At 54.7% G+C, this 12,257-nt stretch carries 11 protein-coding genes; 7 read left to right on the top strand and 4 right to left on the bottom strand.

What is annotated here, in order from left to right; genetic code table 11:
• The first annotated feature begins 242 nt into the window (after positions 1-242).
• Together ACFQDM_RS01060 and ACFQDM_RS01055 are read left to right on the top strand one after the other, a co-directional pair.
• Entirely contained in the window at positions 243-1,679 is a 1,437-nt protein-coding gene (locus ACFQDM_RS01060; protein WP_377374325.1) for an amidase, read from the top strand.
• Between the two features lie 3 nt (positions 1,680-1,682).
• On the top strand, positions 1,683-2,105 hold the full coding sequence (locus ACFQDM_RS01055; RefSeq protein WP_377374323.1) for a GFA family protein: 423 nt from the start codon (positions 1,683-1,685) through the stop codon (positions 2,103-2,105).
• On the opposite strand, the gene ACFQDM_RS01050 is transcribed toward ACFQDM_RS01055, so the two are convergent.
• The 3 genes from ACFQDM_RS01050 to ACFQDM_RS01040 form a co-directional block, all read right to left on the bottom strand.
• On the bottom strand, positions 2,084-2,836 hold the full coding sequence (locus ACFQDM_RS01050) for a CPBP family intramembrane glutamic endopeptidase (protein ID WP_377374320.1): 753 nt from the start codon (positions 2,834-2,836) through the stop codon (positions 2,084-2,086). The two genes, ACFQDM_RS01055 and ACFQDM_RS01050, sit on opposite strands and share 22 nt — an antisense overlap.
• A gap of 68 nt (positions 2,837-2,904) precedes the next feature.
• On the bottom strand, positions 2,905-4,374 hold the full coding sequence (locus tag ACFQDM_RS01045) for a hypothetical protein (protein WP_377374317.1): 1,470 nt from the start codon (positions 4,372-4,374) through the stop codon (positions 2,905-2,907).
• A 3-nt stretch (positions 4,375-4,377) separates the two neighbouring features.
• Positions 4,378-5,826 carry a hypothetical protein gene (locus tag ACFQDM_RS01040; RefSeq protein ID WP_377374316.1) on the bottom strand — a complete coding sequence of 483 codons (1,449 nt, stop codon included), beginning with the start codon at positions 5,824-5,826 and terminating at the stop codon, positions 4,378-4,380.
• Between the two features lie 91 nt (positions 5,827-5,917).
• On the opposite strand from ACFQDM_RS01040, the gene ACFQDM_RS01035 reads away from it, so the two are divergent.
• Genes ACFQDM_RS01035 through ACFQDM_RS01025 form a run of 3 tightly spaced genes read left to right on the top strand, consistent with a single transcriptional unit; the run spans position 5,918 to position 8,548 of the window.
• Positions 5,918-6,766, top strand: coding sequence for a TrmH family RNA methyltransferase (locus ACFQDM_RS01035; protein ID WP_377374315.1), 849 nt, complete (start codon positions 5,918-5,920; stop codon positions 6,764-6,766).
• Positions 6,763-7,659 carry a class I SAM-dependent methyltransferase gene (locus tag ACFQDM_RS01030; RefSeq protein ID WP_377374313.1) on the top strand — a complete coding sequence of 299 codons (897 nt, stop codon included), beginning with the start codon at positions 6,763-6,765 and terminating at the stop codon, positions 7,657-7,659. The genes ACFQDM_RS01035 and ACFQDM_RS01030 overlap by 4 nt, the downstream gene beginning before the upstream one ends.
• A gap of 58 nt (positions 7,660-7,717) precedes the next feature.
• Positions 7,718-8,548 (top strand): hypothetical protein, encoded by an 831-nt coding sequence (locus ACFQDM_RS01025; protein ID WP_377374310.1) that lies wholly within the window; start codon positions 7,718-7,720, stop codon positions 8,546-8,548.
• Between the two features lies 1 nt (position 8,549).
• On the opposite strand, the gene ACFQDM_RS01020 is transcribed toward ACFQDM_RS01025, so the two are convergent.
• On the bottom strand, positions 8,550-8,831 hold the full coding sequence (locus tag ACFQDM_RS01020; RefSeq protein ID WP_377374307.1) for a DUF3253 domain-containing protein: 282 nt from the start codon (positions 8,829-8,831) through the stop codon (positions 8,550-8,552).
• Between the two features lie 68 nt (positions 8,832-8,899).
• Here ACFQDM_RS01020 and ACFQDM_RS01015 point away from each other — a divergent pair, with 68 nt between their 5' ends.
• Both ACFQDM_RS01015 and ACFQDM_RS01010 read left to right on the top strand, forming a co-directional pair.
• Entirely contained in the window at positions 8,900-9,337 is a 438-nt protein-coding gene (locus tag ACFQDM_RS01015) for an acyl-CoA thioesterase (protein ID WP_377374304.1), read from the top strand.
• Between the two features lie 71 nt (positions 9,338-9,408).
• Positions 9,409-12,231, top strand: coding sequence for a bifunctional [glutamine synthetase] adenylyltransferase/[glutamine synthetase]-adenylyl-L-tyrosine phosphorylase (locus ACFQDM_RS01010; protein ID WP_377374301.1), 2,823 nt, complete (start codon positions 9,409-9,411; stop codon positions 12,229-12,231).
• Positions 12,232-12,257 lie beyond the last annotated feature (26 nt).

The following is a 12,257-nucleotide window of genomic DNA, read 5'->3' as shown; positions in this document are numbered from 1 at the left end:
CTGCACGTCTAAGGTTAATTTTTGGGCGAAGATGACGTAGAAAATTCTGTCTTTACACGTTTAACTTCTGATTATTAATGGAAATTCTAAGTAAATATCAGGAGTTTCCGATATATATTCGATCCAATATTGTATATTCTTGAACCCTGATCCCATCCTGACTCAGCAACCTGTTCCATAGATCGACAACAGCTCAAAAAACTGGAACTCTTTCGAAAACAGAATGTTGGGGGGAGTTCGCAATGAACGAATATACCGAGCTGGATGCGATGGGTCTGGCCGCACTGGTACGCAGCAAAGAAATCAGTGCGAATGAGCTATTGGACGAAGCCCTTTCGCGGGCACACGCTGCCCAGGATACGCTCAATTGTTTCACCACTCTCTTTCCTGAGATCGGTCGAAAGCAGATCGATGATGGCCTTCCTGATAGCCCGCTTTCGGGCGTGCCGTTTGCAACCAAAGATCTGGCCATCGAGGTTCAGGGCGCACCTTTGACCAATGGTTCCCGCCTCTTTGATGGGAATATCGCCCAGCGGGACTCCGTCATCGTAGAACGTTATCGAAAAGCCGGTCTTGTACTGTTTGGTCAGACAACCAGTCCCGAATACGGCCTTACAACATCGACAGAGAGCGCGCTCTATGGCCAGACACGCAACCCCTGGGACCTCGGTCGGACATCCGGTGGCTCGTCCGGCGGAGCGTCGGCGGCGGTTGCAAGTGGCGTCCTCCCCATGGCTCAGGCCAGTGATGGCGGCGGTTCGATCCGCATTCCAGCCGCATGCACCGGTCTTTTTGGCATGAAGCCCTCAAGAGGGCGGATACCAATGGGCCCTGACAGGACGGAAAACTGGAACGGATTGTCGACCGTCCATGCTGTGTCCCGCTCTGTTCGGGATAATGCCGTTCTGATGGATCTCACGATGGGGCGCGAGACGGGTTCGCGATATGAAGCACCACCGCCGCAGTCGAGCATGTGGTCCGCAAGCCAGATGGGTCTGCCAGCGCTGAAAGTCGGCTATTGGCCAGTCGCGCCAAATGGAACCCAACCCGACAGTGATGCCAGGGCCGGTCTCGCCGAAACCATGACCTTGCTGGAAAGCCTGGGACACATCGTGGAGGAAAGCGATCCTCAGATTGATGGCGCGGCGATTGGTAAAGCCATGCTGATGGTAATTTCGGCCAATATCGCTGCCATGGTGGATGATCGCGTCGCCGCTTTGGGGCGCGAGCTTCAGGATGATGATCTGGAGCCAATCACACACAGCATGGCCGCGCTGGGCCGAACTGTACCGATGGCAGAAATGGCGCGGGCAGACCTGGCCTTTCAGCGTGCGGCCATTCGTTTCGAGACCTGGATGGATGAAGGCGGATATGACGTCTGCCTGATGCCAACACTGTCGCGCGCCCCTGCTCCGCTGGGTGAGCTTAGCCTCTCACCGGCTGATCCGGATGCCTATGCCGAAAACGTCGCCAGCTTTGCGCCTCATTGCGCCGTTTTCAATCATATGGGCTGTCCAGCCATGTCTGTCCCCTTGTACTGGACAAAAGATGGTTTACCGCTGGGCATGATGTTCGGTGCCCGCTATGGGCAGGAGTATCTTCTGTATCAACTGGCCCGCCAGCTGGAACAGGCCAAACCCTGGTTTCACAAGACCCCGCAGGTCTTTTTCGGAGGCTAATGCATGTCGGAGCAATCGATGAAATGGCACGCGGGTGGCTGTCACTGCAGGGCCGTACGCTTCGAAGTGCTATTGCCCGACCGCATTGAAGTCGAGGACTGTAATTGCTCGGTCTGTCTCAAGACGCAGAATGCGCACATCATCGTCCCGGCCAATCGTTTTCGCATGTTGTGTGGCGAAGATGCTCTGACCAACTACTCGTTCAACACCGGTGTTGCGCAACATAAATTCTGCTCGAAATGCGGTGTGAAGAGCTTCTACATTCCACGATCCAATCCGGATGGTGTCGCTGTGACCTGGCGATGTCTGGACGATCCCTACGGCTTTGAATCTGTCGAAATCAACGCGTTCGACGGGGTTAACTGGGATGCAAATGCTGCTGCGCTGGCAAACAAGTCAAAGGATCAGGCCTCCGAAGCGCCGTAGACAAGCCCCCAGACATCACCGCAAGTGATAATGGCATTGATGAGCGCATGCGCGATGATCGGTACCCATAATCCTCCGGAATACCATCGCAGCAGCCCCAGCAGGCACCCTGAAAAGAACACAACAATCACACCAATTGGCTGATATTGCACGTGAGAGAGGGCGAACAGTGCTGCGCTGAACAGGATGGCCGGCGCCGGTTTCCATCCGCGAGCGAACAGGACGCCCATCAGCACACCGCGAAAGAGAAACTCCTCGCTGATCGGCGCCGCGACAACGCCAAGAAACAGATCTGACGGCAAGAGCGACCAGGTGAGCTCATACTCATAACCGGGCCTGTAGATATCGGCATCAGTCTGCCCGGTGATCCAGTAGAAGAAATTCGCCAGACCGAAGCTGCCAACATAATCGAAGAGCACGACCAGCAAAATGACGACCAACATCTTCGGGTCCGTCCGCCCTGGGTTTGCGACCAGATAGGTCAGTCGGAACTGCCGGATGAACCAGTAAGCCAGCGCGGCTGTCGCCAGCATGACCAGCCCCCAGAACACGTCACTGATCGCGGACGCCTCAAACAAGGCTGACAGCAGGGCACCGATCGCATCATTGCCCGTGGCCCAGTGTAAAAGGTTGAGGGTCTGAAAGATCAGCTCATAGACAATGTCCGTGCCGAAAAGCGCGAAGAGGATGGCGAGGCCGATAAACTTCGAGAGCCTTTCCTCATCCTGCATCAAAACCCCCAATAAAAAAGCAGTCCGGGGACTGCTTTTCAAATTCCGATATTTAAGCAGGCTCTGACCTAGCTGCTGGCATTCGAGCTTCCAAGATCACGGGCCTGTTCGACCCAGTCTTCCTGTTGCACGCGCCCCTGAAATCTCAGGTAATTATCAATCCATTGCGTTTCACCCTTGGACCAATTCGCAATCTGATCGAAGTGAAAAATGCCCAATTCGTGCAAAATGCCTTCGATTTTCGGACCGATACCACCGATCTTTTTCAAATCATCCGGCTTCCCACCACGCGGCGTATCAAGCGATGGCGGACGAACTTCCTCGCTGTCATCGACAAAGGCGTCCTGCTCGAACACACCTTCTTCTTCAGGAATGTCATCAGCCGGTTCGCCGTCCTCAACGATCGTGACGGGGGTCGCGCTGGCCTCAGCTGGCAAAACAGAATCATCTGCTTCGCTCTCTTCATCCAGAGCAGCCGCCTCGAGATATTTGACCCGTCCTTCCAGATAGCGATTGCGCCAGCGTAGCTTGGTCAGCTCCTGCTCCGTAGAACCATCTGCCGCAGCCATACGCGCCAGCTCTGCCTTCAGTTCGGCAAGCTCATTATTGGCAACCGGAAGCGGAGCCGGTTGTTTTGGAACGGGCAAAGCGGCTTCCGTCTCAACAGATGACGCATTCGCCTCAAGATGGGTAATACGTGCCTGCAGATATCGGTTCTGCCATTTCAGACGACCAAGCTGCGGTGTCTCTGATGTCGCTGGCTGAGCGTGCTCTTTTGCTTTCAGCGCGTCATTGATCGAATGGGCGCGCTCCAGCTCATCATGGAGGCGCTCGATCTTGTTCACCAGATCCGGCACTTCTTTCAAAACCGGTTCCACTTCGGCGAGGCGTGCCTTGGCGGTTTCAAGTTCCTGCACAAGCACGGGATCAGCAATTGGTTCTGCAACCGGCACAACCATTGGCTCTGGTGCCGACATTGGCTCTGCTTCAGGCTTGGCCATGTCAGACGATTCAGCGTCTTCTTTCGCGGCCTTCAGCTGATCTTCGAGAAAATAGACACGCGCCTTCAGGTATTTCTCACGCCATTCAAGCGCTGGATCATTCGTGAAGGTCACCGCCTCATCGTCATTCTCCGACTGATCGTCCTCAAACAGGGTCTGGGCATCGGTGTCATCAGCTTCTGAAGCAGACTCTGCGCTCGCTGGCGCTGACTGACTTGCCGCGTTCAACTGAGCTTCCAGCTCATCAATCACAAATTTCGCCTGATTGATTTCCGCCTGCAATTGCGCATCACGCTCTGCAGTTTCTTTCAACCGGGCTTCCAGATCCGCAACAGCCGCATCCGCTCTTTCCGCTCGTTCGAGAGCCTGCTTCTGATCGTCGCTCAGCTCTGTGTCGCGCGGTTCACGAACCGGAACTTCAACATTGATTGATTTTGGCCGTGGCAAAAACGCGCCACGAAATGCCCACCCCAGAATGAGACCTATCGCGCCGGCGCCAGCCAGATAGATCCACATGGTGGACAACAACTCTACCATTGGTCACTCCCTCAACCGAACACGGATCTGGCGGTTTAATTCATCCCCAAGCCGCCATTCCGGCGCTGCCTGATCGGCCATAACCGGTTCCACGTCAATCTGGTTTAACGGAACTCCACGAGCAATGAAATAGTCGACAAAGCTTTGCTGTCTCGCTTCGGTGAGCTTTTGGGTGGCAATCGCACGCCCGTTCGACTGTTGATATGCTGAAATTTCAAACACTTGGTCGTCGCAACGGCGCATAACTGTGAGGATCGCATCCATCACCAGGGCGCTCTCACGTCCGAGCATGTCATCGCGTTCTTCGAAAATGAGTGGTCCATTGGATTCAGCTTCCTGAAGTGCAGCCTGACAGGTCGCGCGATCCGGACGTTCATCCAGTCGAAGCGTCGCAAAGGCATCCAGCGGCACAGAAGCAGGCTGCGCCTCGATCCGGAAATTGACCAGGGCTTCGGCACGCAATGTGTCCTCGCGCAGATAATCCAGTACGGATTCGGTTGCCTCGCCCTCAATCAGCAAGTCGTCACCGTAATAAGTGATGTATCCCGACTGAAAGTTCACGAAATTCGGCAGAACGGATTGCACACCCAGGACCCAGCTTCTGCTCTCCATGGGCTTGATGCCCATATCATTGATGATTTCGCCGGCAAAAAAGCGCTCGGCAAGTTCCGCAATCTGCGTCCGGTCGGCAGCGTCCGGCACGGCACCTGAAAAGCGAAGCTGATCGCCTTCGAGCACGGCTGACCAGACCATACGCCCCTGCAACATGCCATCTGCAGCGTATCCGGACGGTGGACGTGTGAGTTTATGCAGAATGGATGCGCGAATTTCTGGTGTTGGCGCCTGTCCAATGAGTGTAAGGCGCTTGTTCGCAAGGATCATCTCACCGTCCGGAATGCGCAAAATCTGCGTCAGACCCAGCTCAGCCGTTCCGAGCCAGTCGCCATCAGGGACACCTTCTGCAAAACGGGTTTCATCCCGGATATGACGCTCCGTCCTGCCAAGAGCATTGAGTGTTTGCATAATGCGGTCACGCGCGGCCAGTGACGGCAAAAAGCCTGTCAGCGTGAGCTGATTGTTCTGATGTTCGGCGCGAAAAACGTAATCATCCTGAGCTGGCAAAAGCTGTATCGCATTCTCGACGCGGGTGATCCCGCCCCAGAAGAAGCCGCCCTGTCCGGACGCCTGTTTCACGCGCCGAATGGCACGCGCTTCCAGTTCCCGCAAAGGCGCTTCACCGGAAATAATGGCTTTCTGACCGGTGACTTCGACATTGGCCCAGGCAAAGTCCGGATGATCGAGTGCAGCGTGTGCTTTTTCACTCAATTCGGCTTCAATCTTGTCAGCCCGGTGCGGTCCAGCATATATCGCGAACCAACACAGCCAAGCCATTGCGATCAGACCAACCGGTATCAGGATCAGATCCAGTATCGTTCGTCTGTGCCATGTCATGGTCGGTGTTGTTATCCCCAATGTATGCGCAGGCGAATCGTGATCGCCTTGCGTCTGCTGGTCCGGACTCGCAGTGAAAGCAGGCAAACTTATGACACATTCGTCAAGACCGCCACAGTCTCAGGATCTGGTTGCGATCACAAGCGCGTCCAATCCACAGGTTAAAGCGCTCAAGAGTCTGGAGCGCAAGAAAGGCCGACGCGAACAGAATGCGTTTCTGGCGGAAGGTGCGCGCCTTATCAGTGAAGCCCTGGCTCATGAGTGGGAACCGGTCACCGTTATCTTCGGACCGGATGGACAATCAAGACCGGCCAGCCAGGAGCTGATCCACCAGGCTGAGAACAAGGGCGCTCGACCGCTCCTCGTCAATGATCGCCTTCTGGGTTCCATCGCGCGCAAGGAAAACCCGCAGACGCTGCTGGCAACCTTCCGTCCAAAATATCGCCCGCTTTCCGAACTCACAAAACAGGACGTGGCTTCGGGAACATTTGTCGGCCTCTACCAGATCCGTGATCCGGGCAATCTGGGTACAATCCTGCGCACCTCTGACTTCGCAGGCGTTCAGGGTGTCATTCTGATCGGCGACTGTTGCGATCTTTACAGTCTGGAAGCGGTACGTGCGAGCATGGGCTCTCTCTTCGCCATGCCGATCTATTTCGCCAGCGAAGACGAATTTCTGAGCTGGAAACAGGACACCGGCATTCCGATGATTGCCGCGAGCATGAACGGAACCGTCGCTCATCATGAAGCCGATTATGGAGACGCAACGCTGATCCTGATGGGAAATGAACAGAGCGGACTTCCGCCACATGTTGAAGCCGCCTGCGATACGCTTTCACGCATTCCAATGCGCGAGGGCGCCGATTCCCTCAATGTTGGCATTGCGACCGCACTTATGATTTATGCCGCCCTGCAAAAGCGAGGCTATGATTTCACATGACGGGTACACCGCAGATTTCGAACCCCACTCTGCTCAAGGCGGATGACTGGACCGATTACCAGCTGCTCGACTCCGGCAATGGCCGAAAACTCGAGCGGTTTGGCAGCCAAACGGTTGACCGGCCGGACCCGCAAGCCTTCTGGATGCCGGCATCACCGATCGAAAACTGGAATGCAGATGCTGTGTTTTCTGCATCCGGCGATGATGAGCGCGGCAAATGGCAATTGAAAAGCCAGAGCCTGCCGGACGTCTGGCGCATGAGCTGGCGGGATTTGCAATTTGACGTTCGCCGCACCGCGTTCCGTCATATGGGTGTGTTTCAGGAACACTCGGTTCACTGGCGCCACGCCATGGAAAAAATCCAGACTGCTGGTCGCCCGATCAAGCTGCTCAACCTGTTTGGATATACGGGCATGATGAGCCTCGCAGCGGCAGCGGCCGGCGCGGAAGTCACGCATCTCGACGCATCCCCGAAATCCATCGGTTATGGCCGGGACAATCAGGTACTTTCTGGGCTTTCTGACAAACCGATCCGATGGATCAGTGATGACGCCATGAAGTTCATGCGGCGCGAGGTGCGACGTGGCAACAAGTATGATGCCATTGTGCTCGACCCGCCAAAATTCGGTCGTGGGCCAAAGAATGAGACCTGGCGACTGGAAGAAAATCTGCCGGAGTTGTTGGAGCTCTGCCGCGAAACGCTTTCCGATGAGCCGCTTTTCATTACCTCGACGGTGTATGCCGTTCGGCTTTCCTATCTCGCACTGGCCCAATCTCTGCGTGATCACCTTGATGGGCTCGGCGGTGTTATCACAGCCGGTGAAATGGTCATTCCCGAGGCCGGGCGAGATGTGAATCTGCCAACGGCGATCTTTGCACGCTGGGATTGCTAAAATCCGATCTTATGCCCTATGATTTACATCGAAGTTTATACCCGATGGAATGATTGGTATGGAATCACATCAAGAGACTAGCGTACTGTACCAAAGAGCTAAGCGTTACCTCTTGGCAAACAGCGGGATTTTATTACTTTTTCTTGTCGTAGGAATCGACTCGACATCTTCTGCTTTCGGCATATCAATAAAAAATACCGATTTCCTTGATGTAATATTCTTTTTCATTTCTTTTTATTATTTGATACAGATACAAATATTTTGGACACTCCAAATATCTACAGTAAGAAACACCATATCTTTCAAAATAGATCATCTTTTGAGCTCTTTAATTTCGCTATGTTTTATGCTGGCGTTTTTAATTACGTCCAACAATACAAAGTTCTTAAGAAACTTTCTAGGCGAGATGGCACCCAAGTCTGCCACAACATTAATAATAATAATATTTTTCTTATTTCTGTCGTTACTAGGAGCAGTAGCAATATTCGGATCAATTTCAGCGGCAAACGAAATGAAACGAAAGAAACGATCAAAAATATTTAATTCAATAACATCAAAAGAATACTTTTTTGTTTTTTCTCCAGAGCAATATCTAAAATCAAAGGGGAGACACGGATTCACAAAGATGCAATTTCTTGAAGACGGTACAATAAAAAAAGAATCTCGAAACGGAGTTAACGAAGTAAGCTGGGTTCAAGCAGGAAATATTATTGAGATTTTTAATGAGAGAGGTGACGTGTACAGTCGATTTGAAACACAAGACGAAGAAGCAAACACCCTTTTAAATACGAACGACGAAGATACTCTCTCCTTTCGTGATCAAGTAATCTCCACAGAACAAGGCACGGCGCTATCAGTTCTACAAAAGCTTTTTCGCGTACAAGCGTAAACTAATCTGCATTATAAGCTCTGCCCAATCGATATACGCCTTTGAAGTCGGTCGGATCGACAGGCTTGCCTTTGCGATAAATGGCAATTTCCCCGGCTTGCGCCATGCGGATGGCTTCAGCTTTCACATCCTTCAGCAGTTTGTGCCAATGCTGGGCCGAAACTGCACGCGCGGCGTCCTCAGGGCTGATCGTACGTCCGTCCTTGGCATCGCGCTGCGCAATCTGCTCGAGAATGGCTTCCCGAAACGGGTTCTTTGAAGTCGGTTCGTCTTTTTCACTCATTTCCGCTCTCTTGCTCTTTACACAGGGTGCTTGTCCAGCCCAAAGCAGGCTTGTGAGAGGAGACTATCATGACTGATCTTCCTGAAGGCGTCGGAGCTGTCGATTTCGAAACCGCCTTTATGCGACCGATCACGCCTGAGCCAGAAGATTTTGATGTTCTGGGACACGTTAACAATTCCGTCTATGTGCGCTGGGTTGAGTATATTTCCGTCGCACACTGGGATGTTGTTGCTCCTGATCAGCTGCACAACAAATACGTCTTCGTCATGCTGCGCCACGAAATCGACTATCGTGATGCGGTCTGGCCGGGTGAAACGGTCGAAGCCCGTACCTGGCTCGGCCGGGCGCGCGGCCCGCGCTTCGAACGCTTCGTCGACATTCGCAAGCCGGGAGCAAAGAAATTCTCTTCCTTCTCGCGAATTGACTGGTGTCAGGTAGATGCGGAAACCAAAAAGCCGGTCCGCGTGGGTCCGGATGTATTGGAGACGTTCAAAGTTCCGGGCTGATTGGCGCGCGTTAGAACTTGATCCCTGCCCCGTCGCCTGTCACAGACAAGCGCGACTCAGGGAGGAAACTGATGTTCGAACTTGCGCCGCCTCGCGCCACGGAACAAAATCTGGTCGAGGCCCCAGGACTTGAGAAGCTGCCTGCGCTGGCCAACGCTCTGGCGCAATCTCCCTATCTGTCGCGTCTGTGCCGGACGCGCCCGGACGCCATTGAATGCCTTGCATCTTCTGACGGCGAAGACTGCGTGCGAAATGCCATAAAGGCGGCGAGCGTCCCGTATGATACGCCGGAAGCAGACGGCCTGAAAGCACTGCGCCTGGCCAAATCCGACATTCACCTCGCGCTCGCGAATCTGGACCTTGGATGCAAGTGGGACTGGGCACCCGTAACCAGGTCGTTCTCGGAATTTGCAGACGCAGCCATTGAATCGGCGCTGCGAATGGCCTGCTGGAAGGCGGCGCAGTCTGGCTGGATCAGCTGGGACGATCCGCAAGCGCCCCTGCCCGGCCTGTTCGTTCTGGCACTTGGCAAGCTTGGTGCACACGAACTGAATTATTCCAGCGATGTCGACCTGGTGGCGATGTTTGACCCGGATCTGTTCCCTGCGGCCTCCCGGACGGCGGGCGATGCAGCGCGACGGATCATTCAGCACATGTCGCAATTGCTCGAGCAACAGACCGAGCATGGCTATGTGTTGCGGGTGGATCTGCGTTTGCGTCCGGATCCGCGATCAACCCCGGTTGCGATTTCGACGAGCTCCGCTGAACTCTATTACGAAAATTCCGGCCAGAACTGGGAGCGCATGGCCTATATCAAGGCGCGCCCCTGTGCGGGCGATCCGGATGCGGCCAATGCCTTTCTCGATACGCTGGAGCCTTTCGTCTGGCGCCGCCATCTCGATTTCTGGGCGATTGAAGACATTCGTGCGATCAAACAGCAAATCCACTCCCATGGCGGCCATCAGGGGCTCGACAATCCTGCCTTTGACGTAAAGCTCGGCCGCGGCGGCATACGGGAAATCGAGTTTTTTGCCCAAACGCAGCAACTCATCCATGGCGGACGGACGCCGGAACTGCGCGGCAAGCGTACGGTCGATGTGCTGCAACAGCTCGCCGAGGCTGGCCATACCGACCAGAAAACGGCTGATGACCTGTGCGCGATCTATGCGCGTCTGCGCGGGATCGAGCACCGCATTCAGATGCTGAATGATGAACATACGCACACGCTGAAAGAGCAGGACGAGTATCGCGACCGCGTCGCAGCTCTTTGCGGTTTTGATACGCTGAAGGATTTTGACGCAGAGGTGCGCGCGCTACGCATTTGCGTGCACGACTATTTCTCCGAGCTGTTCAAGGAGACCAAGCAATTGTCCGGCGTTGAGGGCAATCTGGTCTTTACAGGCGTCGATGAAGACCCGGAAACGGTGGAAACACTGAAAGGGCTCGGCTTCTCCAACCCATCGCAGATCATTTCAGACTTTCAGGTCTGGCACCGGGGCGGCATACGCGCGACGCGTTCGACACGCTCGCGCCAGCTCCTGACGGCTGTGGAGCGGCGCCTGTTCAAGCTGATGGCAGAAACCGGCAATCCGGACACCGCATTTGAAGGCCTTCGCACATTTCTAGGCGGACTTTCATCCGGTATTCAGTCGCTGTCGTTGCTGGCTGCGAACCCTGCGATTCTGACCGATCTGATCGAGATCTTTTCGGTCGCCCCACGTCTGGCACGTGATCTCGCCAATCGCCCGGAACTCCTCGAAGCCCTACTCGATGGCGGGTTTGCTGCCCCCATTCTCGAAGACTCTTGCGGTCATATCGAAGCTATTCGCGAGGTTCGCACAGACCTGATCGATGACTTCGAAGGCGCGATGAATGAAGTGCGCCGCAATTTTCACGACGCCCATTTCCGCGTGAAGTTCAAAATGCTTCAGGAGCCGCGCTACGCCAACCAGGCAGGCCTCGCCTTTACCAGACTGGCTGACACCTGCATTCAGGCTCTGACGCCGGTCACACTCCGCTATGTGGAACAGGGCCTCGGCCCGGCACCTGGCCGATGGGCCATTTGCGGTCTCGGCAAGCTCGGCAGTCAGGATCTGACCTCGAACTCTGATCTTGATCTGATGGTGATCTTCAAACCGGATGACGGTCAGTCAGCCACACAATTCTTCACACGGGCCACGCAGCGCCTGATCACGGCCCTGTCTGCGCAAACCGAAGAAGGCCTGCTCTATGAGGCAGACATGCAGCTGCGTCCGTCCGGGCGCGCTGGCCCGGTCGCCGTACGCTTTCCTGCCTTTGCCGAGTATTATCGCAAGGACGCCTGGACGTGGGAGCATATGGCGCTGACCCGTTTGCGTCCCGTTGCAGGCGACCCGGAGCTGATGAACGAAATCGCCACCGAGAAAGAAGCGCTTCTGTCTCTGGAACGCGACATTTCGATGGTCTGCAAGGATGGCTGGGAGATGCGTGAGCGGTTGCTGAAGGATCGCCCGGCCAAACACGACTTCGACCTCAAGCTGATCAAAGGCGGAATGATCGATATCGAATTTCTGGCACAGATTGCCCAGCTTATTCGCCCGAATGAAAACTGGGGGCAACGTGATGTTGCAGGCGTATTGAGCCATGCCAGCAAGATCGGGCTTTTCACCGGAGACGAAGCTGAGCTGCTGAAGAAAACCTATCACGACATGCAGGTCACGCTCTCCTTGCAGCGGGTCGCCTTTGACGGTCCTGCAAAACCCGAAGACTGGCCTGTTGTTCTGAAAGGACGGGCTGCGCGCGCGCTTTCCTACGAGAATTTCGACGCGTTGTGCGCCGCCATCGGGCAGGCAAAAAATGACGTCTGGGACATTTTCTGTAAAAAAATACAGCCTGGCGCGACGGAGTGGGGCTGATCGTACGTTCTAAGGTCAACAAGGGC

This window comes from Ponticaulis profundi (assembly GCF_042659465.1).
Classification (GTDB): Bacteria; Pseudomonadota; Alphaproteobacteria; order Caulobacterales; family Hyphomonadaceae; genus Ponticaulis; species Ponticaulis profundi.
Note: the sequence above shows the minus strand (reverse complement) of the source record. Positions and strands in the feature narration are given on the sequence as shown.